Here is a 23823-nt window from a genome sequence, read left to right as displayed (position 1 = left end):
CCAGCCATGAGCGGGACGAGCAGCACGGACAGCGGCGGCGACGGCGGGGCGGACAGCGGGCCCGAGGGCGTGGTGCGGGCCTGGCGGCGCCGGGCCGACGCGGCCGTGCTGCTCGACGGTTTTCACGCGCTCAAGCACGCTCTGCGGTTCGGCGCCGACGTGTCCACCGCGCTCGCCACCGACCGGGCAGCGGCGCTCGCCCTTGCCGCCGATCTCGCCCCTGACGTGGTGACGCTCCTGGACGCGCTCCTCGTAGAGGTCGGGGAGGACGTGCTGCGGGGCCTGGTACCGCGCCTGCACCCGACCGGTGTCGCCGCCCTCGCCGCACGCCGCACTCGCGCCGACAACCTCGCCACGCTGCGAAGTGAGGGACGTACGACACCTGTTGTCGTCCTCGACAACCCGCGCAACCTCGGCAACGCGGGCGCCGTGATCCGCCTCGCCGCCGGCTACGGCGCCACCGGTGTCATCACCACCGGCGACCTCGACCCCTGGCACCCCACGGTCGTCCGGGGCGGGGCCGGGCTGCACTTCGCGACCGCCGTGGAGCGGCTCGGGGCCGACGAGCTGCCGTCCGGGCCGCTGTACGCGCTCGACCCCGAGGGCGCGGACATCCGCGGCCTGAAGCTGCCCGACGACGCGCTGCTCGCCTTCGGGTCCGAGCGCAGTGGCCTGTCGACCGAACTGCGGCAGCGCGCCGACCAGTTGGTCTCCCTGCCGATGCGGCCCCAGGTCTCCAGCTACAACCTGGCGACCAGCGTCGGCATGACGCTCTTCCACTGGAGCGCGCACAGCACGCACGCGCCCTAGCCGGACGGTCAGGCGGCCTCTCGGCGGACCTCCACCACGCGGAAGCGGTTCGCCACGAAGGCGGCGTCGCACAGGGCCGCGTTCGCCGCCGGGTTGCCGCCGGAGCCGTGGAAGTCGGAGAAAGCCGCCGTCTGGTTCACGTAGACGCCGCCCGTCAGGTTGAGCGAGAGCTGGGCGCACTCGTCCAGGCAGACCTCCTCGACGGCGCCCGCCACCGCGTCGGAGGTGGTGTACGCGCCGACGGTCATGGCGCCCTTCTCGCGCACCGTGCGCCGCAGCAAATCCACCGCGTCCTGGGTGAAGTCGACGGCGACGGCGAAGGAGACGGGGCCGAAGCACTCGGCCATGTAGGCGGCCTCGGCGTCGGCGTCCTCCCAGAACTTGCGGGCGCCGTCCGCCTTCACGATCACCGGGGTGCGCACGACGGCGTCCGGGAAGTCCGGATGGGCGACCTCGCGCGAGGGCAGGGCGACCTCGCCGAGCCCAGGAGCCGCCTCCAGGCGGGACTTCACATCCGGGTTGACCAGGGCGCCGAGCAGCCCGTTCGCCCGCGCGTCGTCGCCGAGCAGGCCGCCGACCGAACGCGCGAGGTCCGCGACGACCTCGTCGTACGACTTCGGGCCCTGGTCGGTGGTGATGCCGGTGCGCGGCACCAGGAGGTTCTGCGGGGTCGTGCACATCTGGCCGCTGTAGAGCGACAGGGAGAAGGCGAGGTTCGCCAGCATGCCCTTGTAGTCGTCCGTGCCGTCGATCACGACAGTGTTGACGCCGGCCTTCTCCGTGTAGACCTGCGCCTGGCGCGCGTGGGTCTCCAGCCAGTCGCCGAAGGACGTTGAGCCGGTGTAGTCGATGATCTTGACTTCGGGGCGGACGGCCAGCGTCTTGGCGATGCCCTCGCCGTCCCGCTCGGCCGCAAGCGCCACCAGGTCGGGCGCGAAGCCCGCCTCGGCCAGGACGTCCCGGGCCACCTGCACGGTCAGCGCGAGCGGCAGCACCGCGCGCGGGTGGGGCTTGACCAGGACCGGGTTGCCCGTCGCCAGGGAGGCGAACAGGCCCGGGTAGCCGTTCCACGTCGGGAACGTGTTGCAGCCGATCAGCAGCGAGATCCCGCGGCCGACCGGAGTGAACTCCTTGTCCAGGACGAGCGGGTCGCGCTTGCCCTGCGGCTTGTTCCACCGCGCCGCGTCCGGCGTGCGCGTCTGCTCCTGGTAGGCGTACGCCACCGCTTCGAGGCCGCGGTCCTGCGCGTGCGGGCCGCCCGCCTGGAACGCCATCATGAACGCCTGGCCGCTGGTGTGCATGACCGCGTGGGCGAACTCGTGGGTGCGCGCGCTGATCCGGGCCAGAATCTCCAGGCACACGGCGGCCCGCACCTCGGCGCCCGCCTCGCGCCATGCGCGCATCCCCGCGCGCATGGCAGGCAGCAGCGTGTCGATGTCGGCGTGCGGATAGGTGATCCCCAGGTCGATCCCGTACGGCGAGACCTCGCCGCCGACGAAGTCGTCCGTGCCGGGCTGGCCCAGGTCGAGGCGGGTGCCGAGCAGCGCGTCGAAGGCGGCCTTGCCCTCGGCGGCGCTCAGGCTCCCGTTCTCCCCGTAGGCCTTCGGGTGCTCGGGGTGCGGGGACCAGTACGCGCGCGTGCGGATCGCCTCCAGCGCCTGGTCGAGCGTCGGCCGGTGCTTGGTGATCAGGTCGTGCGCGGTGCGTTCGGCGGCGGCCATGGCGGACCAACTCCTCCTATGGGCAGGACTGGGCTGGGCTGGGCAGGAACGAACAGTGAGAGTTAGAGTAACCGAACGATCGGTCGGTACAAGGGGGTGTGCGGAACCTGTGGAAAACCGATCCGACGGGCCCCGGCGCCCGGAATCCGGGCTGCATGCGGAAGGATCGCGCGCATGACAGCACATGACCGCGTTGAGCGCCTCGACCGCCTTGTCGGGGTCGTCGGCACCGGCACCATGGGCCAGGGCATCGCCCAGGTCGCCCTGGTCGCGGGGCACCCCGTCCGGCTGTACGACACCGTGCACGGCCGGGCACGGGCCGCCGCCGAGTCGATCGCCGCACGCCTCGACCGGCTCGTCGAGAAGGGGCGTATGAGCGCGGAGGAGCGCACGGCTGCCGTCGCGCGCCTGGAGCCCGCGGAGGCGCTCGACGAGCTGGCGGACGCCGCCCTCGTCATCGAGGCCGTCCTGGAGCGCCTGGACGTCAAGCAGCAGCTGTTCCGCGACCTGGAGGAGATCGTCGCGGACGACTGTCTGCTCGCCACCAACACCTCGTCCCTGTCGGTGACGGCGATCGGCGGGGCGCTGCGCCTTCCCGGCCGCTTCGTGGGCCTGCACTTCTTCAACCCCGCGCCGCTGCTGCCCCTGGTGGAGGTCGTCTCGGGGTCCGCGACCGACGTCACCGCGGCCACGCGCGCGTACGAGACCGCCCGCGCCTGGGGCAAGACCCCGGTCGCCTGCGCGGACACCCCCGGCTTCCTGGTCAACCGCATCGCGCGGCCCTTCTACGCGGAGGCGTTCGCCGTCTACGAGGATCAGGGCGCCGACCCGGCCACCATCGACGCGGTGCTGCGCGAGAGCGGCGGCTTCCGCATGGGCGCCTTCGAACTGACCGACCTCATCGGCCAGGACGTCAACGAGGCGGTGACCCGCTCCGTCTGGGAGGGCTTCTTCCAGGACGTGAAGTTCCGGCCGTCCCTCGCGCAGCGCCGCCTGGTCGAGGCCGGGCACCTGGGCCGCAAGGCGGGCCAGGGCTGGTACGCGTACGGGGACGACGAGGAGCGGGCGGAACCGCACACCGCGCCGCCCGCCGACAAGCCCGCCCACGTCGTCGCGGAGGGCGATCTGGGCCCCGCGCGCGAGCTGCTCGCCCTCATCCGCGAGGCGGGCATCGAGGTGCGCGAGGAGGACGAGGACAACGGCACCCGCCTGGTACTGCCCGGCGGCGGTCAACTCGCCCTGGCGGACGGGCAGACGTCCATCGAGTACCGGGACGTCGTCTACTTCGACCTGGCGCTCGACTACCGCAAGGCGACCCGGATCGCGCTCGCCACCGCCCAGGACGCCAACCAGCGCACCTTGAGCGAGGCCGTGGGGCTCTTCCAGGCGCTCGGCAAGGACGTCAGCGTCATCGGGGACGTCCCCGGCATGATCGTCGCGCGTACGGTGGCGCGCCTCATCGACCTGGCGCACGACGCCGTCGCCAAGGGAGTGGCCACCGAGGAGGACGTCGACACCGCCATGCGGCTCGGGGTCAACTACCCGCTCGGGCCCATCGAATGGAGCCGCAAGCTCGGCAAGAACTGGGCGTACGCCCTCCTCGACGACCTGCACCTGCGCGACCCCTCGGGCCGCTACGCGCCGTCCCTGGCGCTCTACCGCCATTCGTACGCCCCGGAGAAGCGGGAGGCCGCCTCATGACCACCGCACGACACGACACCGGCACAGGACGCGACAACGGCGCACGACGGGACGCCGGCGGGCGCCGCGACACGTACACGCCCGACAGCCTGCTCGCGGTCGCCGTCACGATCTTCAACGAGCGTGGCTACGACGGCACGTCCATGGAGCACCTCTCCAAGGCGGCGGGCATCTCCAAGTCCTCGATCTACCACCATGTGACGGGCAAGGAGGAGTTGCTGCGCCGCGCCGTGAGCCGCGCGCTCGACGGGCTCTTCGGCATCCTCGGCGAGGAACCCGCGCGCGTGGGGCGTGCCGTGGAGCGCCTGGAGTACGTGACGCGGCGCATGGTCGAGGTGCTGACCGGCGAACTCCCCTACGTCACGCTCTTGTTGCGTGTACGCGGGAACACTGACACCGAGCGGTGGGCCATGGAGCGGCGCAGGGAGTTCGACCACCAGGTCGCCGAGCTGCTCAAGGCCGCCGCCGCCGACGGGGACGTACGCGCGGACATACCCGTGCGGCTCGCCACGCGGCTCGTCTTCGGAATGATCAACTCGGTGGTGGAGTGGTACCGGCCGGACGGCGGCGGGCTGCGGGACCGCGAGGTGGCGGACGCGGTCGTGGAGCTCGTCTTCGGAGGACTCCGCAAGGAGGGCTGAGCGCCGTCCCGGGGCAGGTGGTCGGGACGACCCGCCCAGGGTGGTCGGGGCCGCCCGCCCAGGCGTGGGTGGGACCAGGCGCCTAGGGGTGGTCGGGGCCCAGGTCCTCCTCCTCGAAGACCAGCAGCGTGCGGGTGCTCAGCACCTCGGGGATGGCCTGGAGCTTGGTGAGGACCAGCTCGCGCAGCGCCCTGTTGTCCTCGGTGTGCACCAGGATCAGGACGTCGAAGTCGCCGCTGACCAGGGCGATGTGCGAGGCCTCCGGCATGCGCCGCAGCTGGTCGCGGACCGTGCGCCAGGAGTTCTGCACGATCTTCAGGGTGACGTACGCGGACGCGCCCTGGCCGGCTCTCTCATGGTTGACCCGGGCACCGAAACCGCGGATCACGCCGTCGTCGATGAGGCGGTTGATGCGGGCGTAGGCGTTCGCCCGGGAGACATGGACACGCTCGGCGACGGACCGTATCGACGCCCTGCCGTCCTTCTGGAGCATGTGCAGGATGTCGCGGTCGATGGCGTCCAGGGGCCGGGCCACGGGGTCGTTCCCGCCGGGATCGCGCCCGGCGGAGCCGTCGGCCATTTGTTCAGATGCCATCTGCCCCCGCCTCCCTACCATGGACGTACTGCGTTCATCACAGGCTGTGGAGAACCGTTTGTCCACAGCCCGGAGGTGCCTGTAGCCAAAATGTGCCGACGACCGAACAATCGGTAGGTGAGGCGCATCACACCCGAGGCGCCCTCGAAGCCGCTCCCACGAGGAGGTGCCGTCATGACGGTCACGGAGCAGCGGGGCGCCCACCGCGCCGACGCGTCCGCGCCGCCGCCCGCCTGGCAGCCCCGTACGGACCCCGCGCCACTGCTGCCCGACGCGGAGCCCTACCGGGTTCTGGGCACAGGCGCCGCCGAGCGCACCGACCCGGCGCTGCTGCGCCGCCTGTACGCCGAGGTGGTGCGCGGGCGCCGGTACAACGCACAGGCGACCGCGCTGACCAAGCAGGGCCGCCTCGCGGTCTACCCGTCCACGACCGGCCAGGAGGCCGCCGAGGTCGCCGCCGCGCTCGTCCTGGAGGAGCGCGACTGGCTCTTCCCCAGCTACCGCGACACCCTCGCCGCCGTGGCCCGCGGCCTCGACCCCGTCGAGGCCCTGACGCTGCTGCGCGGCGACCGGCACACCGGTTACGACCCGCGCGAGCACCGCATCGCGCCCCTGTGCACACCCCTCGCGACCCAGTTGCCGCACGCCGTGGGCCTCGCGCACGCCGCGCGCCTCAAGGGCGACGACGTCGTGGCGCTCGCCATGGTCGGCGACGGCGGCACCAGCGAGGGCGACTTCCACGAGGCGCTGAACTTCGCGGCCGTGTGGCAGGCACCGGTCGTCTTCCTCGTCCAGAACAACGGCTACGCCATCTCCGTGCCGCTGGCCAAGCAGACCGCGGCGCCGTCCCTGGCCCACAAGGCCGTCGGATACGGGATGCCGGGGCGCCTGGTCGACGGGAACGACGCCGTCGCCCTGCACGAGGTCCTCTCCGACGCCGTGGCACGCGCGCGTGGGGGCGGTGGTCCGACCCTGATCGAGGCCGTCACGTACCGCATGGACGCCCACACGAACGCCGACGACGCGACCCGCTACCGCGGCGACGCCGAGGTCGAGGCGTGGCGCGGACACGACCCCGTACTCCTTCTCGAACGCGAGCTGACACGGCGCGGCCTGATCGACGAGGACGGCATACAGGCGGTGCGCGACGACGCGGAGACCATGGCCGCCGCGCTGCGCGAGCGCATGAACCAGGACCCGGCGCTCGAACCGATGGACCTGTTCACGCACGTCTACGCGGAACAGACCAGCCAGTTGCGCGAGCAGGCGGCGCAATTGCGGGCCGAACTCGAGGCCGAGGCGGAGGCGTCCGGCGCGGACCGGACGCCCGAAGGGGGACGGGCATGACCACGGTCGCCGACAAGCCGGCCACGCCGGCCACGAAACCGGCCACCATGGCGCAGGCGCTCGGGCGCGCCATGCGCGACGCCATGGCCGAGGACCCGGCCGTGCACGTCATGGGCGAGGACGTGGGCACGCTCGGCGGGGTCTTCCGCGTCACCGACGGCCTCGCCAAGGAGTTCGGCGACGACCGGTGCACGGACACGCCGCTCGCCGAGGCCGGCATCCTCGGCACCGCCGTCGGCATGGCCATGTACGGGCTCCGGCCGGTCGTGGAGATGCAGTTCGACGCGTTCGCGTACCCCGCGTTCGAACAGTTGGTCTCGCACGTGGCGCGGATGCGCAACCGCACGGGTGGCGCCATGCCGCTGCCGCTCACCGTGCGCATCCCCTACGGGGGCGGCATCGGCGGCGTCGAGCACCACAGCGACTCCTCCGAGGCGTACTACATGGCGACGCCGGGCCTGACCGTCGTCACGCCCGCCACCGTCGCCGACGCGTACGGGCTGCTGCGGCAGTCGATCGCCTCCGACGACCCCGTCGTCTTCCTGGAGCCCAAGCGGCTGTACTGGGCCAAGGAGTCCTGGAACCCCGAGCGGCCGGCGGACGTCGAGCCCATAGGCACGGCAGTGGTCCGCCGCCCCGGGACCAGCGCCACGCTCATCACGTACGGACCGTCGGTGCCCGTCTGCCTGGAGGCGGCCGAAGCGGCCCGCGCGGAGGGCTGGGACCTCGAAGTGGTCGACCTGCGTTCGCTCGTTCCCTTCGACGACGCGACCGTCGCCGCGTCCGTGCGCCGCACGGGGCGGGCTGTCGTCGTGCACGAGTCGGGCGGCTTCGGCGGGCCCGGCGGGGAGATCGCCGCGCGCGTCAGCGAGCGCTGCTTCCACCATCTGGAGGCGCCCGTGCTGCGCGTCGCCGGGTTCGACATCCCGTATCCGCCGCCCATGCTGGAGCGGCACCATCTGCCCGGCGTCGACCGCGTCCTCGACGCGGTCGCGCGGCTCCAGTGGGACCAGTGAGGGGGACGGGCTGATGGCTCAGGTGCTGGAGTTCAAGCTGCCCGACCTCGGTGAGGGGCTCACCGAGGCGGAGATCGTGCGGTGGCTGGTGTCGGTGGGTGACGTGGTCGCCGTCGACCAGCCCGTCGTCGAGGTGGAGACCGCCAAGGCGATGGTCGAGGTCCCCTGCCCCTACGGCGGCGTGGTCACTGCCCGCTTCGGGGAGGAGGGCACGGAGATGCCGGTCGGTTCGCCCCTGCTGACGGTCGCGGTCGGTGAGCGGGAGCCGGTCGGGGAGCGGGGGACTGACGGGGGCGGGGGGGCCGCCGGTTCCGGGGCGGAGGGGTCCGGGAACGTTCTGGTGGGGTACGGGACGGCTGCCCCGGCGGCCCGGCGACGGCGCGTGCGGCCCGGCGGGGTCGACGGCTCGGGGGCCGCGGGCACCGTTCAGGCGCTGGTGAGCCCGGAACGCGCGGGTTCGGCGCCCACGGGCGGTGCGGTGGCGGCGCGGGCGGCGTCAGGCAGCTCGGTGGCCGACTCGGCTCGCGGTACGAGGGATGCGCTGTCGGCGACGGCGACAGCGACGCCGACTGCGACAGCGACGCCGACTGCGACGGCGACGGCGACGGCGACGGCGACGACGACTGCGACGCACGCTCCGGTCGCGGCCGGACCCGTGCCGGTCATCTCGCCCATCGTGCGCAAGCTCGCGCGGGACCGGGGGCTCGATCTGCGGGAGGTGCGGGGGTCAGGGCCCGAGGGCCTCATCCTCAGGGCGGACGTCGAGCGTGCCCTTGCGGCGCGTATCGAACCAGCCGTCCACGTCGCCACGGCGCCCGCCCTTGAAGGGCACCGCACGCCCTTGCGCGGCGTGCGCGGGGCCGTCGCCGACAAGCTTTCGCGCAGTCGGCATGAGATCCCCGACGCGACCTGCTGGGTGGACGCCGACGCCACGGAACTCATGCACGCGCGCGTGGCGATGAATTCCGCGACGGGGCCGTCCGCCGGGCCGAAGATCTCCGTGCTCGCATTGCTGGCCCGCATCTGCACCGCCGCGCTCGCCCGTTACCCGGAGCTCAACGCGACGGTGGACATGGAGCGCCGCGAGATCGTGCGCCTCGACGAGGTCCATCTCGGTTTCGCCGCGCAGACCCCGCGCGGGCTCGTCGTGCCCGTCGTCCGGGACGCCCACGCGCGCGGGGCGGAGTCGTTGAGCGCCGAGTTCGGCCGGCTCACCGAGGCGGCGCGGGCCGGGACGCTGACGCCCGGGGAACTCACGGGCGGCACCTTCACGTTGAACAACTACGGGGTGTTCGGGGTCGACGGCTCCACGCCGATCATCAACCACCCCGAGGCCGCCATGCTCGGCGTCGGCCGGATCACCCCGAAGCCCTGGGTGCACCAAGGGGAGTTGGCCGTGCGCCAAGTGGTCCAGCTCTCGCTCACCTTCGATCACCGGGTGTGCGACGGCGGGACCGCGGGCGGCTTCCTGCGGTATGTCGCGGACTGTGTGGAGCAGCCGGCCGTTCTGTTGCGGTCACTTTGAACCACAACTGATCCGCTCCGAGCACGCATACTCGGTCCATGACCGAAGCCGCCGGGCCCGTCCAGGGCACGCCCGCGTACGACGCCGTCGTCCTCGCCGGGGGTGCCGCGCGACGGCTCGGCGGCGCGGACAAGCCCGGGGTGCGCGTCGGTGGCCGGGCGCTCCTCGACCGGGTCCTCGCCGCATGCGCCGGGGCCCGCAACACCGTGGTGGTCGCCGCCCCGAGACCGACCGCACGCCCCGTCCACTGGGCCCGCGAGGAACCAGCGGGCGGGGGCCCGCTGGCCGCCCTGGAAGCGGGGGCGCTTGCGCTGGGCGGCCTGGAAGGTGGCGGCGCGGGGCTGATTGGTCCGGGCAGCCCGGGTTCCAGGGATGCGGTGCTGGATGGCCCGGGCCGCCCCGACTCCCAGGCCACGGATCCGCACGCCCCACACAGCCCGGAGCACCAGGCCGCCCGGCTGGGTGCCCCGCGTGGCCCGGAATCTCAGGTCGCTGGGCCGGACACCCTGGACACCCTGGACACCCTGGACACTCCGGAGTCCGAGGTCGCGGGGGTGGACAGCCTGGGCGGGCCGGGGCCCGAGGTCGCGGGGCTGGACAGCCTGAGCGGGCCGGGGCCCGAGGGCGATGGGCTGCGTGCTCCGTGCAGCCAGGAACCCCATCGCGCGGAGAGCCTCGTCGTGCTCTCCGCCGATCTGCCGTTCCTGCGTGAGCGCACTGTCCGTCTCCTGCTGACGGCTCTCGACACGCAGGGTGCTGACGCTGTTCTGCTCGTCGACGGGGACGGGCGGGATCAGCCGCTCGTTGCCGCGTACCGGAAATCCGCCCTGCACCGGGTCCTCGCCGCGCTGCGCACCGAGCACGGTGCGCTCACCGGGTTGCCTCTGCGGCTGCTCGTCCGGGGCCTGGAGCCGGTTCGTATCACCGACCCCGTCGCGTCTTTCGACTGCGACACCTGGGACGACATCGCCGCCGCCCGGTCACGCATCAGGGAGCATGGTCACGTGTTGGATGAATGGATCTCCGCAGCCAAGGACGAACTGGGCATCGACCTGGACGTCGACACCGGCGTCCTGCTCGATCTCGCCCGCGACGCGGCCCACGGGGTCGCCCGCCCCGCGGCGCCCCTGACGACGTTCCTCGTCGGGTACGCGGCGGCACAGGCGGGTGGCGGCCCCGAGGCGGTCTCCGCCGCCGCCGTGAAGGCCGCCGCGCTCGCCAACAGGTGGGCCCGGGAAGCCGAATCCGAGTCGACGTCCGGCCCCGCCTCCTCCGAGCCCGGCCCTGCCGCGCCGGAACCGGGCGCCCCCGCGCCGGACGCCGGACGAGACGTCCAATGAGCGGCCCCGACGGGCGAGCGTCGGCCCCGGCCGAACCGTTGGACGGAAGGGACGGAAGGAGCGGAGGGGCCGGGAGGGACCGAGGGGACACCAGGGACCCCCGCGACACCGGCGATGACCTCGACGCCTACGTCGACGAGGTCATCGCCCTCGCCAACGGCACCCGCGGCCCCGCCACCAACCCCGGCACCCCGCCCCCGCGGACCGTCCACAGCACCCATACGGGTACGAACCCCGGCCCGGCCAACCCCGCCAACTCTGCCACCCCCGCTCCCCCCACCCCCCACTCCCGAGCAACCCCCTGGCCCGCCGCCCGCCGCATCGCCCGTGACGCGGGCCGCCACGCCGCCCAGCACCGGGCCCGCACCGCCAACAACCCCGCCCAAGACCTCATCGAAAACCTCGTCGAAAACCTGGTCGACAATCCCGCCGAACCCCGCGGAGCGACCCGTACGCCCCTGGACCGGGCCCTCGGGCTGGTTCTCGCCGCTCCGTTGACCGCCCTCACCGACCTGCCCTCCTTCGACACGTCGGCGATGGACGGCTGGGTCGTCGCCGGGCCGGGTCCGTGGGATGTGCGGGACGAGGGGATCCTCGCCGGGCACGCGCTCCCCGGGTCGCTCGCGGACGGTGAGGCCGCGACCATCGCGACCGGGGCGCGCATCCCCCCGGACACCACCGCCGTGATCCGCAGCGAGCACGGGCACATCGACGACAAGGGCCGGCTGCATCCGCTGCGCCATGTCACGCAGGGGCAGGACATCCGGCCGCGCGGCCAGGAGTGCCGCAACGGCGACCTTCTGCTGCCAGCGGGCGGCCTCGTCACCCCCGCCGTGCTCGGCCTCGCGGCGGCGGCCGGCTACGACGAACTGGTCACTTTCCCGCGCCCGCGGGCCGAAGTGCTGATTCTGGGCGACGAGTTGCTGACCTCGGGCCTGCCCCGCGACGGCCTCATCCGCGACGCGCTCGGCCCGATGCTGCCGCACTGGCTGCGCGCGCTCGGCGTCGAGGTGACCTCCGTACGCCGTATCGGCGACGACGCGAAGGCCCTGCTCAAAGCGGTGCGCGGGGCCAAGACGGACCTCGTCGTGACCACCGGGGGGACCGCGTCGGGGCCGGTCGACCACGTCCACCCCACGCTGCGCGCACTCGACGCCGAGTTGCTCGTGGACGGCGTCGCGGTGCGCCCGGGCCACCCCATGCTGCTCGCCCGCCTGGACGACGGACGGCACCTCGTCGGCCTGCCCGGCAACCCGCTGGCGGCCGTCTCCGGGCTGCTCACGCTCGCCGAGCCACTGGTGCGGGCGCTCGCGGGCCGGGCCGAGGACGAGGTCCCGTACGGCGCTCCCCTGCACAGCGCCGTCCAGGGGCACCCGCACGACACCCGGCTCGTCCCCGTCGTCCTGCGTCAGGACAGCGGCAGCGGGCACGACTGGGCGGTGCCGCTGCACTACAACGGGCCGGCGATGCTGCGCGGCATCGCCGCCGCCGACGGGCTCGCGGTCGTGGCGCCGGGCGGTGCCCACGAGGGCCATGAGGTGGAGATCCTCGACCTGCCCTGGTCCTGGGGCTCCGCGACGGGGGGACCCCTGCCCGCACAGCCGTCGGCGCGACACGCCACCATGGACCCCGCACCACCGCACACCAGCACCAGCAGCACCGAAGGCACCCGCAGCGACACCGACAACCCCCAGGCAGGGAAGGGCGTTTCACGTGAAACTGGCCGGCCATGACGCCATGGCGCGCCAAGCGGACGAGAAGACGACGACGTACCGGGTGAAGTTGCCCCGGCGGATCGTCGAGCGCCCGCTGCGCCAGGTCGCCCGCCGAGTCCTGATGGCTCTGGCCGTGCTCGTCCTCACCGCGATGCTCGTCTGGCTGGACCGCGACGGGTACAACGACAACTCCGACGGCAGGGTCGATCTCCTCGACGCCTTCTACTACGCGACCGTCACCCTCTCCACCACGGGCTACGGCGACATCACGCCGGTCAGCGACGGAGCGCGGCTCACCAACATCTTCCTCATCACGCCGCTGCGTGTGCTGTTCTTGATCATCCTGGTCGGCACCACGCTCGAAGTCCTCACCGAACGGACCCGGGAGGAATGGCGCCTGAACCGCTGGAGGTCCAACTTGCGTGACCACACTGTCGTCATCGGCTTCGGCACCAAGGGCCGTAGCGCGGTGGAGACCGTCTGTGCGACCGGTCTGAAGCCCGAACAGGTCGTGGTGGTCGACCCGAGCGGGAAGGTCGTCGAGGCGGCGAACAGCCTGGGGTACGCCGGTGTCGTCGGTGACGCGACCCGCAGCGACGTGTTGTTGCGGGCCGAGGTGCAGCGCGCCCGGAAGATCATCATCGCTACTCAGCGCGACGACACGGCCGTCCTGGTGACGCTCACCGCACGGCAGCTGAACCGCAGCGCGAAGATCGTCGCCGCTGTGCGCGAGGAGGAGAACGCGCAGTTGCTGCGCCAGTCCGGCGCGGACGCGGTGATCACCAGCGCCAGCGCGGCGGGGCGGCTGCTCGGCATGTCGGTGCTCAGCCCGCACGCGGGCATGGTCATGGAGGACCTGATCCAGAAGGGCAGCGGCCTCGACCTGGTCGAGCGCCCGGTGATAAAGGCCGAGGTCGGGCTGAAGCCGAAGGAAGTGGACGACCTGGTCGTCAGCGTCGTACGAGGACATCGCGTGCTCGGTTACGACGACAAGGCCATCGGGGGGCTCCAGCTGACCGACCGGCTCATCACGATCGTGCGGGTCACGCCGACCACGCAGGTCGTGGCGGACTCGAAGCCGCTGCCGCAGGACTGAAAAACCTGCCTTCACCTCCCGCCCGCGCGGCGGGGCCCGGCGTCGCACCGGGTGCGGCGCGGGTACCGGAGTAGCCTCGCCGCCATGTATGCGATCACGATCCCGGAACCCGGCGGACCCGAGGCGCTCGTCTGGGCGGAGGTCCCCGACCCCGTACCCGGCGAGGGCGAAGTCCTGGTCGAGGTGGTCTCCAGCGCCGTCAACCGCGCCGACCTGCTGCAGCGCCAGGGCTTCTACAACCCGCCGCCCGGCAGCTCGCCCTACCCCGGCCTGGAGTGCGCGGGCCGGATCGCCGAGATCGGCCCAGGGGTGTCGGGCTGGTCCGAGGGCGACGAGGTGTGCGCGCTGCTCGTGGGCGGCGGCTATGCCGAGAAGGTCGTCGTCCCGGCCGGCCAGTTGCTGCCCGTGCCGAAGGGGATCGACCTGGTCAAGGCGGCCGCGCTGCCCGAGGTGACCTGCACGGTCTGGTCCAACGTCTTCATGATCGCCCATCTGCGGCCGGCCGAGACGTTCCTCGTGCACGGGGGCTCCAGCGGCATCGGCACCATGGCGATCCAGCTCGCGAAGTCGGTCGGCGCCAAGGTCGCCGTCACGGCGGGCAGCAAGGAGAAGCTCGACTTCTGCGCGAGCCTCGGCGCGGACATCCTGATCAACTACCGCGAGCAGGACTTCGTCGAGGAGATCAAGGCGGCCACGGCAGGGGCCGGAGCCGACGTCATCCTCGACAACATGGGCGCCAAGTACCTGAACCGCAATGTCGACGCGCTCGCCGTCAACGGCCGCCTCGCCATCATCGGCATGCAGGGCGGCGTTCAGGGCGAGCTGAACATCGCCACCTTGCTGGGCAAGCGCGGCGCCATCACCGCGACCACGCTGCGGGCCCGCCCGCTCGCGGAGAAGGCGGCGGTCGTCGCGGCGGTGCGTGAGCATGTCTGGCCGCTGATCGAGGGCGGCCATGTGCGGCCCATCGTGGACCAGGAGCTGCCGATGAACGAGGCCGCGCAGGCGCACCGGGTCCTGGAGGAGAGCGGCCACATCGGCAAGGTCCTGCTGGTTCGCCCGTAGCCCGTAGCCCGTAGCCCGTAGCTGGTGGCCCGTAGCGGTAGCCAGTGACCCGTAGCCCGTAGCCCGTAGGTCCGGCCCTACCGGCGCAGCCGCAGCGCCAGGAACCCGATGCCGAGGCCGGTGAGCAGCAGCCCCGCTCCCAGCGGCACCACGTTGCCCAGGGGGCTCTGAGTGGCGGTGGTTTGCCGCCCGGCATCGGGTGGCGGCTCGGGGCGCGTGCTCGGCGGCGTGGAGACGGACGGCTCGGCCTCCGGGGGCGGCAGGGCGGCCGCGTCCTCGTCGTCCGGATCGGGCAGGGGGCGCCCCGGCGGGGTCCGCCCCACGCCCGCCCGGCTCCCGGCGAGCGAGGCGTGCGGGTCGGGTTCGGCGGCGTGGGCCGCGGCTGCGGGGGCGAGGGCGAGGACGCGCACCCCACCGGACCCGCCGGACGAGGCCCGGCCCCCAAGGAGAAGCAGAGCGGCGACCGCCACCAGCGCGAGAACAAGAACAGGAACGCGGCGAAGCGACCGGGCCGTCCTACCCACCTCGCGGGACGTCCGCCGGATGCTCGCCGACCGAGGCGCCCGTTGGATGCTTACCGACCGAGGCGCCCGTTGGATGCTTACCGACCGAGGCGCCCGCCGGGTGTTCGCCGACCTAGGCGTCCGCCGGATGCTCGCCCTCCGAGACGTCCGCCGGATGCTCGCTATGCCCGTCCCCGTCCCCTGCATACCGTCCCCTCGCCTTCCGCGTTCGCACGGCGCCTTCGACAAGCCTCACATACGCTGCCTAAACGGGCACGCCGGACCTTGGGCTCGTCCGGAGGTGGTGGATCAGCGCGCAACGGGGGCACCACCGAAGGAGTCAATGCTGGGTGCGAGAGAATGGCTGCATGGAGATGCCGAGGAACGAACAGTCGCCGGAGAACCCGCAGATCCTGGTCGTGGGCCAGGACGGAATGGCTCTGGGCGGCGGCGGAGACGATGAATCCCGCGAGGTCCCGGTGACGGAGATGGTGGAACAGCCCGCCAAGGTGATGCGCATCGGCAGCATGATCAAGCAGCTGCTCGAAGAAGTGCGCGCGGCTCCCCTGGACGAGGCGAGCCGGCAGCGGCTCAGGGAGATCCACGCCAGCTCGGTCAAGGAGCTCGAGGACGGGCTCGCGCCCGAGCTCGTGGAGGAGCTGGAGCGGATCTCGCTGCCCTTCACCGAGGAGACGACGCCCAGCGACGCGGAACTGCGGATCGCGCAGGCCCAGTTGGTCGGCTGGCTGGAGGGTCTGTTCCACGGGATTCAGACGACGCTGTTCGCCCAGCAGATGGCGGCCCGCGCCCAGCTGGAGCAGATGCGCCGCGCGCTGCCGCCGGGTGTCGGCGGGGGCGACGGTGAGGGCGAGGACCCGCGGACGATGGGCCGCTCGGGCGGCCCGTACCTGTAACCCGCACGCCCCGACAAAGCCAACGAAAAGGGCCCGGTCCACACGGACCGGGCCCTTCGCTGTGTGGGCGCGGGTGCCGGCGGCGCGGGTGACGGCCGTGCGGGTGCCGACGGTTCAGGTCGAGACGGTGCGGGTCACGACGCCGGGTCCCCCGTCGAGACGTTCAGCTGGATCTTGACGTTGTCCGGGTCGACCTCGGTGCCGGCCGCCGGATACTGGTCCATGACCGAGCCTTCGCCGTACGTGTTCTCGTCGAAGGGCTTGATGGTCTTGGTCCACCCCGCGGCCTGCAGGCACGCCTTCACCGACTCGATGTTCTTCAGGTAGAAGTCGGGGACCTTGATCATGTTCTCGTCGTTGCTGCCGATGGTCGGCTCGGTGCACTCGTCCGCCGCGATGGTCTTCGTGAGGTCGGGGCCCTTGTGCCCGGCGACCGCCGACCGGGACGGCTTGTCGGTGCTGCCGCCGCCACCGTTGTCGTCGCCCTTGTTGTTCAGCGTCAGGGCCGTGATCAGACCGCCGATGGCGACGAGCGCGACGACGATCGAGGCGATGACCACCGCCTTGTTGCGGCCCCCGCCGCCCCCGCCGCCCGCGCCCCGCGTGCTCGTCGTCGCCGGCTGGTGGCCGATGGTGTACGGGGGCGGGGTGTGCTGCTGCTGGCCATGCTGCGCGTACGGGGACGCGGGCGGCGGCGTCTGGTAGCCGCCCTGCAGGTGCGGCATGTTCGGCATGCTCTGCTGCGGATAGCCGTAGCCGGCCTGCGGCTGCGGCGTCGGCGTGCCGTACGGATGGGGCTGGTACGGCTGCTGCACCGGACCCGGCGCGGGCGCCGCGCTCTGGTCGACGGGCGGGAAGACGGCCGAGCCGACGCCCGCGCCGCTCGCCGTCGGGGCGCCCGGCACGATGCTCGGCGCCACGGCATGGCCGCCGGCCAGCGACTGGGCGACGCGCAGGCACTCGTCCCGCATCGCCTCCGCGCTCGGGAAGCGTTCGTTGGGGTTCTTCCTCAGCGCGCGGGCCACGAGGGCGTCGATGGCGGGCGGCAGCGAGCGGTTGATCGAGGAGGGCGCGACCGGCTCCTCCTGGACGTGCGCGTACGCGATGGCCAGCGGTGAGTCCGCCTCGAACGGCAGCCGCCCGGTGACCAGTTGGAAGAGCATGATGCCGACCGAGTAGAGGTCGGAGCGGGCGTCCACGCCGCGGCCGAGCGCCTGCTCGGGCGAGAGGTACTGCGGGGTGCCGACGACCATGCCGGTCTGCGTCATCGAGGTGACGCCGGACTGCATGGCGCGGGCGATACCGAAGTCCATGACCTTGACGACGCCCCGCTTCGTCATCATCACGTTGCCCGGCTTGATGTCGCGGTGGACCAGGCCCATCTCGTGGCTGATCTCCAGGGCCGCGAGGACATCGGCGGTGATCTTCAGCGCCTTGTCGGAGGGCATGGCCCCGTACTGGCGCACGTCCTGGTCGAGCACGGAGCCGAGCGGGAGCCCCTCCACGTACTCCATGACGATGTACGGGGTGACCGTCCCGTCGAGGTCGTCCTCGCCGGAGTCGTAGACCGAGACGATGTTCGTGTGCGTGAGCTTGGCCACGGACATGGCCTCGCGCTGGAAGCGCTGACGGAAGGAGTCCTCGCGGCCGAGTTCCGTGTGCAAAGTCTTGATGGCGACGGACCGGTCGAGCCGGGTGTCGTGCGCGAGGTGCACGGACGCCATGCCGCCCTGGCCGAGCAGGTCACGCAGCTGATAGCGGCCGCCCGCAACGGAACGTCCCGCGTACCGGTCACCGGCGCCACCGTCTTGGCTCATCTCTTACGTCCCCCATCGCGCCCCGCGTCGGCGCGGCCGGTGATCGAATTCAGCTATTCCCGGCCAAGTCTGCCCGAGGCCACGGGGACGTCAAGCTCGATGCCCGATCCGTGACCGTACGGGCGGGAAGCGTCGTGCAAGCGTTACAGGTCCATGACCACCACCCCTGGCAGGGGACGGTCATGGAACGGTCGTCGAACGGGCGCGAAGATTGCGCGCACGATTTGCAAGGCGTGCACGGCAACGGGTTTGATGTCCGGTCCATCTCGGAACGGAGCCGCGTCCGAAGCCTGTAGCGTGGCCCGACGGAGACCGTATTTCACAACCGCGCGTACTCCGACGAGTGATCCGGCGGCAACGGCAGCACGGACAGAAACGACGGCGAGGACTGATGGCACAGCAGCAGCGCGCTCAGGGCCCGTCCGACCCCGAGGCGACTGGCGGCGGTATGTCAGATGCGCCGGAGATGTGGGGTAACGGCGGGCTCGTCGGCGACGGCCGGTACCGGCTGACGCACAGACTCGGCCGGGGCGGCATGGCCGAGGTGTTCGCGGCCGAGGACGTCCGCCTCGGGCGCACCGTCGCCGTCAAGCTGCTCCGCGCCGACCTCGCCGAGGACCCGGTCTCCAAGGCCCGCTTCACGCGCGAGGCGCAGTCGGTCGCGGGCCTGAACCACCACGCCGTCGTGGCGGTCTACGACTCCGGCGAGGACCACGTGAACGGGTCGACCGTTCCGTACATCGTCATGGAGCTCGTCGAGGGCCGCACCATCCGCGACCTGCTGCTCAACGCGGAGGCACCAGGACCCGAGCAGGCGCTGATCATCGTCTCCGGTGTCCTGGAGGCGCTCGCCTACTCGCACCAGCACGGCATCGTGCACCGTGACATCAAGCCCGCCAACGTGATCATCACCCACACCGGCGCGGTGAAGGTGATGGACTTCGGCATCGCCCGCGCCCTGCACGGCGCGCAGTCCACGATGACGCAGACCGGCATGGTCATGGGCACCCCGCAGTACCTCTCGCCCGAGCAGGCGCTCGGCAAGGCCGTCGACCACCGCTCCGACCTGTACGCGACCGGCTGCCTGCTCTACGAGCTGCTCGCGCTGCGGCCCCCCTTCACCGGTGAGACGCCGCTGTCCGTCGTCTACCAGCACGTCCAGGACATCCCGCTGCCGCCGTCCCAGGTCACGGACGCGGTGCCGCCGGAGCTCGACGGCCTCGTCATGCGCTCCCTCGCCAAGGACCCGGACGACCGGTTCCAGACGGCCGAGGAGATGCGCGGGCTCGTCCAGTACGGCCTGTCGATGCTGTACGAGCAGGGCGGCCACACCGGCACCTGGAACACCGGCCCGGTCGACGCCGCCGCGCACGAGGGCGGCTCCACCGCGGCGATGGGCCTGGCCGGCACGACCGCGCTGCCGCACCCCGGCGACCACGGCACGGCCGCGCAGCCGATGCTGCGCCCGCCGGGCGACGACGGCGGCTTCGACGGCCGGGGGAACCGGGGCGGCGGCGGCCGCGGCAAGCTGTGGATCGTCGCCGCGCTCGCGGTGATCGCGATCGCGGTGGGCGTCGCCCTGGCGCTCAGCGCGGGCGACGACAAGGGCGGCGGTGGCGGCACCAAGCAGTCCCCGTCGGCGACCGAGTCCAAGAAGTCGAAGGAGCCGAGCGAGTCGGCCAGCGACGACGCGACCCAGGGCGAGACGCAGGACCCGAACGAGGACACGGGCGGCCAGAGCGACTACACGCCGCCCTCCCAGCCGAACACGGGCGGGAACGGGAACTGGACGCCGTCGCAGTCGGCGTCGAACCAGCCGCCGCAGCAGACCGGCCAGCCGTCGGCGCCGGAGACCCCGACGGAGACGGAGCCGGAGTCCCCGCCCGCCTCGTCCGACACGACCACCGGGGGCAACGGTGGCGGCAATGACGCGGGCGGCGGCGCCGGCGGCACCGACACGGGCGGCGAGACCGGGGGCAACGCCGGGACCGCGGCCGGTCCCGAAACCGGCGGCCTGACCGGCTGAGCCACCGCCTCACGCGCGGCAATCGCCGAGAGGCGCCGTACGACGCGTACGACGCGTACGACGCGCTAAAAACGCCGCACGCGCGCGTGGGGCGACCTGCGGTCCGCGGAACCGCCCCGCAGTTCGTGCACGGTCACGAACTGCGGGTCCACCCGCAGATAGACCGGGTCGAACAGCTCGTCGTCCGCGAAGTGGGGGGCGGGGCCGAACAGCTCAAGGTCGGCGGTGCTGGGCTCGACCTGCGCACAGGTGCCGACGCACTGCACGGACCACTGGGAACCGGAATCGCCGGGCCCCAGGTTGTCCGCCCCGTACGCCACCACGCTGCCGACGCAGGCCTGGTGGTAGCCGTAGCCGCGGTGCAGACGGAGCAGCAGCCGTCCGTCCGCCACGATGTGGCGGGCGGCGGCGAGGAACGGCAGGGCGCGCATGCTGGTCGCCACACGGCCGTAGTTCACCCGCGCGAGCAGCTCGAAGCCGCGCTCGGAGTCGTGCGGCCGCGTCGTCTCGGGAGGCATGTCACCACTGTGCGACGCGGGCGCGGCGCGGCAGAAGGGTCGGCCGCCCCCGCCGCACAGGTCGTAGGTCCCTAAACGGACAAACAACCCGGCCTCCGCGCCCCGGAGGATCGGTCCCGCGACCCGGAGGATCGGTCCCGCGACCCGGAGGATCGGTCCCGCGCCCCGGAGGATCGGTCCCGCGACCCGGAGGGTGAGTGCCGCGCCCCGCAGAGTCAGTGCTGCTTCTGGGCCTGCATACGCGCCACATAGGCCGCGGCCTGCGAGCGGCGCTCCATGCCGAGTTTGGACAGGAGACTGGAGACATAGTTCTTGATCGTCTTCTCGGCGAGGTGGAGGCGCTCGCCGATCACGCGGTTGGTCAGGCCCTCGCCGATCAGATCGAGGATCTTGCGCTCCTGGTCGGTGAGGTTCGCGAGCCGGTCGTCGTCCTTGGAGCGCCCGCCGTCGCGCAGCCGCTCCAGGACACGGGCGGTGGCCACCGGGTCGAGCAGCGAGCGGCCCGCGGCCACGTCGCGGACGGCCGTCAGCAGCTCGGTGCCGCGGATCGCCTTCAGCACGTAGCCGGACGCGCCGGCCATGATGGCGTCGAAGAGGGCCTCGTCGTCGGCGAACGAGGTCAGCATCAGGCACCGGATCGACTCGTCCTGGGAGCGGATCTCGCGGCATACCTCGACGCCGCTGCCGTCCGGCAGGCGTACGTCGAGCACGGCCACGTCGGGCCGGGTGGCGGGGATGCGCACCAGGGCGTCGGCGGCGGTGCCGGCCTCGCCGACGACCTCGATGTCCTCCTCCATGGCGAGCAGCTCGTGGACGCCGCGGCGCACCACTTCATGGTCGTCGAGGAGGAATACCGTGATTTTTCCGTCTTCGCGCACGTTTGCAGTCTCACACATCAGCTCTTCCCGCGCGCTGGGTGACCGGGATAACGTGCCGGTGTTCCGGCCCCCTGCCAGGCTGAGACCAGGGCACAGTCCACACGCTGTGACCTGCGACGCTCCACCGGCGTTGCGAGTACTAGGAGTTCCAAGCATCGAATTACTTGGAAATCCAAGCAAAATCGCAGGTCAGATGGGGTTTCGCAGATGTGTGGCGCACTGGGTAACGTGCTGGGTGAAGGGTGCTTGCCGGAGCACAGGTTCTTTTCGTTTTTCCTAGTCACGCCTGAACCCGGCTCCACCGCACCCACCCCGTGCGTGGACGGATCAGGCGAGCCGAGCCGACTGGCCATCCGGCAATCCCGGGGGCCGGACCGACGGAGGAGCACACGTGACCGTAGACAGTGCTGACAGCACTGCCGCCGCGCAGAAGGCACAGCCGCCGCGCAAGCGGGCCGCCGCGAAGAAGTCCCCGAAGAAGACCGCGGCCAAGCCCGCCGCGGACCGGGGACCCGAGCTGGTCCAGCTGCTGACCCCCGAGGGGAAGCGGGTCAGGACGGCACAGACCGCGGTGTACGACGCGTACGTCGACGCGATCACCGACGACGAGCTGCGCGGCCTGTACCGCGACATGGTCCTCACCCGCCGCTTCGACGCCGAGGCCACCGCCCTGCAGCGCCAGGGCGAGCTGGGCCTGTGGGCGTCGCTGCTCGGCCAGGAGGCGGCCCAGATCGGCTCGGGGCGGGCCACCCGGGAGGACGACTACGTCTTCCCGACCTACCGCGAGCACGGCGTCGCCTGGTGCCGCGGGGTCGACCCGACCAATCTGCTCGGCATGTTCCGCGGTGTGAACCACGGCGGCTGGGATCCCAACAGCAACAACTTCCACCTCTACACCATCGTCATCGGCTCGCAGGCGCTGCACGCCACGGGCTACGCGATGGGGGTGGCCAAGGACGGCGCCGACTCCGCCGTCATCGCCTACTTCGGCGACGGCGCCTCCAGCCAGGGCGACGTCCTGGAGTCCTTCAACTTCGGCGCGGTCTACAACGCGCCGGTGGTGTTCTTCTGCCAGAACAACCAGTGGGCGATCTCCGAGCCGACCGAGCGCCAGATGCGCGTGCCGCTGTACCAGCGCGCGCAGGGCTTCGGCTTCCCCGGCGTCCGCGTGGACGGCAACGACGTCCTGGCGTGCCTCGCCGTCACGCGCTGGGCCCTGGAGCGGGCACGGACCGGCGAGGGCCCGACCCTGGTCGAGGCGTTCACGTACCGCATGGGCGCGCACACCACCTCCGACGACCCGTCGAAGTACCGGGCCGACGAGGAGCGCGTCGCCTGGGAGGCGAAGGACCCGATCCTGCGCCTGCGCACCTACCTCGAGTCCCAAACGGACACGGATGAGGGATTTTTCGCGGAACTCGACGCCGAGAGCGAGGCGTTGGGCAAGCGAGTGCGTGATGTCGTACGGGCCATGCCGGACCCGGGCCACCTCGCGATCTTCGAGAACGTGTACGCGGACGGGCACGCGCTCGTCGACGAGGAGCGCGCGCAGTTCGTCGCCTACCAGGCGTCGTTCGCCGACGAAGCGGCCGGGGAGGCCTGAGGACATGGCGGTACAGAAGCTTCCGATCGCCAAGGCGATCAACGAGTCGCTGCGCACGGCGCTGGAGAACGACCCGAAGGTCCTCGTCATGGGCGAGGACGTCGGCAAGCTCGGCGGCGTCTTCCGCGTCACCGACGGCCTGCAGAAGGACTTCGGCGAGGAGCGGGTCATCGACACCCCGCTGGCCGAGTCCGGCATCGTCGGCACGGCGATCGGCCTCGCGCTGCGCGGCTACCGCCCGGTGGTGGAGATCCAGTTCGACGGTTTCGTCTTCCCGGCCTACGACCAGATCGTGACGCAGCTGGCGAAGATGCACGCGCGCGCTCTGGGCAAGGTCAAGACGCCGGTCGTCGTCCGTATCCCGTACGGCGGCGGCATCGGCGCGGTCGAGCACCACAGTGAGTCCCCCGAGGCGCTGTTCGCGCACGTCGCGGGGTTGAAGGTGATCTCCCCGTCGAATTCGTCGGACGCGTACTGGATGCTCCAGCAGGCGATCCAGAGCGACGACCCGGTGATCTTCTTCGAGCCGAAGCGGCGCTACTGGGACAAGAGCGAGGTCGACACCGAGGCCGTCCCCGCCGACCTGCACAAGGCGCGCGTCGTGCGCGAGGGCACGGACCTGACCCTCGTCGCCTACGGGCCGATGGTGAAGGTCTGTCTGGAGGCCGCGGCCGCCGCCGCGGAGGAGGGCAAGTCCCTGGAGGTCGTCGACCTGCGCTCGATCTCGCCGATGGACTTCGACACCGTGCAGAAGTCGGTGGAGAAGACCCGCCACCTCGTCGTCACGCACGAGGCGCCCGTCTTCCTCGGCTCCGGTGCGGAGCTGGCCGCGCGGATCACCGAGCGGTCCTTCTACCACCTGGAGGCGCCCGTGCTGCGGGTCGGCGGCTACCACGCCCCGTATCCGCCGGCGCGCCTGGAGGACGAGTACCTGCCGGGCCTGGACCGGGTGCTCGACGCCGTCGACCGCTCGCTTGCGTACTGAGAGGGGC

General features: G+C 72.1%; 20 protein-coding genes and 1 pseudogene. 15 read left to right on the top strand and 6 right to left on the bottom strand.

Annotated elements, in window-relative coordinates; genetic code table 11:
* Positions 1-6 precede the first annotated feature (6 nt).
* The gene (locus tag C1N81_RS23805) at positions 7-810 is read left to right on the top strand and encodes a TrmH family RNA methyltransferase (protein ID WP_394432285.1); all 804 of its coding nucleotides are present in this window, start codon (positions 7-9) and stop codon (positions 808-810) included.
* 8 nt (positions 811-818) lie between these two features.
* Here the strand turns inward: C1N81_RS23805 and paaN are convergent, their stop codons facing one another.
* Positions 819-2531 carry a phenylacetic acid degradation protein PaaN gene (gene paaN, locus C1N81_RS23800; RefSeq protein WP_394432283.1) on the bottom strand — a complete coding sequence of 571 codons (1713 nt, stop codon included), beginning with the start codon at positions 2529-2531 and terminating at the stop codon, positions 819-821.
* 174 nt (positions 2532-2705) lie between these two features.
* Between paaN and C1N81_RS23795 the strand changes: the two genes are divergently transcribed.
* Both C1N81_RS23795 and C1N81_RS23790 read left to right on the top strand, forming a co-directional pair.
* A complete protein-coding gene (locus C1N81_RS23795) occupies positions 2706-4232 on the top strand; it encodes a 3-hydroxyacyl-CoA dehydrogenase (RefSeq protein ID WP_394432281.1) in 1527 nt (508 codons plus the stop codon).
* On the top strand, positions 4229-4873 hold the full coding sequence (locus C1N81_RS23790) for a TetR/AcrR family transcriptional regulator (protein ID WP_394432280.1): 645 nt from the start codon (positions 4229-4231) through the stop codon (positions 4871-4873). The genes C1N81_RS23795 and C1N81_RS23790 overlap by 4 nt, the downstream gene beginning before the upstream one ends.
* 82 nt (positions 4874-4955) lie before the next feature.
* Here C1N81_RS23790 and C1N81_RS23785 read toward each other — a convergent pair whose 3' ends face one another.
* Entirely contained in the window at positions 4956-5468 is a 513-nt protein-coding gene (locus C1N81_RS23785; protein WP_394432278.1) for an Lrp/AsnC family transcriptional regulator, read from the bottom strand.
* Positions 5469-5642: 174 nt separating this feature from the next.
* On the opposite strand from C1N81_RS23785, the gene pdhA (C1N81_RS23780) reads away from it, so the two are divergent.
* The 8 genes and pseudogenes from pdhA (C1N81_RS23780) (at position 5643) to C1N81_RS23745 (ending at position 14572) form a co-directional block, all read left to right on the top strand.
* Positions 5643-6815, top strand: a complete 1173-nt coding sequence (pdhA, locus tag C1N81_RS23780; protein WP_394432276.1) for a pyruvate dehydrogenase (acetyl-transferring) E1 component subunit alpha — start codon at positions 5643-5645, stop codon at positions 6813-6815.
* Complete coding sequence (locus C1N81_RS23775; RefSeq protein ID WP_394432274.1) at positions 6812-7831, top strand: alpha-ketoacid dehydrogenase subunit beta; 1020 nt, start codon at positions 6812-6814, stop codon at positions 7829-7831. The genes pdhA (C1N81_RS23780) and C1N81_RS23775 overlap by 4 nt, the downstream gene beginning before the upstream one ends.
* 13 nt (positions 7832-7844) lie before the next feature.
* Positions 7845-9356, top strand: coding sequence for a dihydrolipoamide acetyltransferase family protein (locus C1N81_RS23770; RefSeq protein WP_394432272.1), 1512 nt, complete (start codon positions 7845-7847; stop codon positions 9354-9356).
* A 38-nt stretch (positions 9357-9394) separates the two neighbouring features.
* Positions 9395-9661, top strand: a pseudogene (locus tag C1N81_RS23765) (molybdenum cofactor guanylyltransferase); the annotation flags it as partial.
* Positions 9662-9814: 153 nt separating this feature from the next.
* Positions 9815-10696, top strand: coding sequence for a DUF6457 domain-containing protein (locus tag C1N81_RS23760; RefSeq protein WP_394438182.1), 882 nt, complete (start codon positions 9815-9817; stop codon positions 10694-10696).
* Positions 10693-12429 (top strand): molybdopterin molybdotransferase MoeA, encoded by a 1737-nt coding sequence (locus C1N81_RS23755; protein ID WP_394432271.1) that lies wholly within the window; start codon positions 10693-10695, stop codon positions 12427-12429. The genes C1N81_RS23760 and C1N81_RS23755 overlap by 4 nt, the downstream gene beginning before the upstream one ends.
* A complete protein-coding gene (locus C1N81_RS23750) occupies positions 12410-13507 on the top strand; it encodes a potassium channel family protein (RefSeq protein ID WP_394432269.1) in 1098 nt (365 codons plus the stop codon). The genes C1N81_RS23755 and C1N81_RS23750 overlap by 20 nt, the downstream gene beginning before the upstream one ends.
* An 84-nt stretch (positions 13508-13591) precedes the next feature.
* Positions 13592-14572 carry an NAD(P)H-quinone oxidoreductase gene (locus C1N81_RS23745; protein WP_394432267.1) on the top strand — a complete coding sequence of 327 codons (981 nt, stop codon included), beginning with the start codon at positions 13592-13594 and terminating at the stop codon, positions 14570-14572.
* A 77-nt stretch (positions 14573-14649) separates the two neighbouring features.
* Here C1N81_RS23745 and C1N81_RS23740 read toward each other — a convergent pair whose 3' ends face one another.
* Positions 14650-15042 carry a hypothetical protein gene (locus tag C1N81_RS23740; protein ID WP_394432266.1) on the bottom strand — a complete coding sequence of 131 codons (393 nt, stop codon included), beginning with the start codon at positions 15040-15042 and terminating at the stop codon, positions 14650-14652.
* Between the two features lie 401 nt (positions 15043-15443).
* Between C1N81_RS23740 and C1N81_RS23735 the strand changes: the two genes are divergently transcribed.
* Entirely contained in the window at positions 15444-15989 is a 546-nt protein-coding gene (locus C1N81_RS23735; RefSeq protein ID WP_394432264.1) for a bacterial proteasome activator family protein, read from the top strand.
* Between the two features lie 134 nt (positions 15990-16123).
* Here the strand turns inward: C1N81_RS23735 and C1N81_RS23730 are convergent, their stop codons facing one another.
* Positions 16124-17806 carry a protein kinase domain-containing protein gene (locus C1N81_RS23730; RefSeq protein ID WP_394432262.1) on the bottom strand — a complete coding sequence of 561 codons (1683 nt, stop codon included), beginning with the start codon at positions 17804-17806 and terminating at the stop codon, positions 16124-16126.
* 391 nt (positions 17807-18197) lie between these two features.
* Between C1N81_RS23730 and C1N81_RS23725 the strand changes: the two genes are divergently transcribed.
* Complete coding sequence (locus C1N81_RS23725) at positions 18198-19832, top strand: protein kinase domain-containing protein (protein WP_394432260.1); 1635 nt, start codon at positions 18198-18200, stop codon at positions 19830-19832.
* 65 nt (positions 19833-19897) lie between these two features.
* Here the strand turns inward: C1N81_RS23725 and C1N81_RS23720 are convergent, their stop codons facing one another.
* Together C1N81_RS23720 and C1N81_RS23715 are read right to left on the bottom strand one after the other, a co-directional pair.
* Positions 19898-20350 carry a pyridoxamine 5'-phosphate oxidase family protein gene (locus tag C1N81_RS23720; protein ID WP_394432258.1) on the bottom strand — a complete coding sequence of 151 codons (453 nt, stop codon included), beginning with the start codon at positions 20348-20350 and terminating at the stop codon, positions 19898-19900.
* Positions 20351-20565: 215 nt separating this feature from the next.
* Positions 20566-21228 carry a response regulator gene (locus C1N81_RS23715; protein ID WP_394432256.1) on the bottom strand — a complete coding sequence of 221 codons (663 nt, stop codon included), beginning with the start codon at positions 21226-21228 and terminating at the stop codon, positions 20566-20568.
* A gap of 391 nt (positions 21229-21619) precedes the next feature.
* Between C1N81_RS23715 and pdhA (C1N81_RS23710) the strand changes: the two genes are divergently transcribed.
* Together pdhA (C1N81_RS23710) and C1N81_RS23705 are read left to right on the top strand one after the other, a co-directional pair.
* Positions 21620-22831: a pyruvate dehydrogenase (acetyl-transferring) E1 component subunit alpha gene (gene pdhA / locus C1N81_RS23710; protein WP_394432254.1), complete on the top strand. Its 1212-nt coding sequence runs from the start codon at positions 21620-21622 to the stop codon at positions 22829-22831.
* Between the two features lie 4 nt (positions 22832-22835).
* The gene (locus tag C1N81_RS23705; protein ID WP_394432252.1) at positions 22836-23816 is read left to right on the top strand and encodes an alpha-ketoacid dehydrogenase subunit beta; all 981 of its coding nucleotides are present in this window, start codon (positions 22836-22838) and stop codon (positions 23814-23816) included.
* Positions 23817-23823: the final 7 nt, after the last annotated feature.

The organism is Streptomyces sp. SGAir0957 (assembly GCF_043523415.1).
The sequence above is the reverse complement of the archived record's forward strand: the minus strand, read 5'-3'. Positions and strand labels throughout refer to the sequence as shown.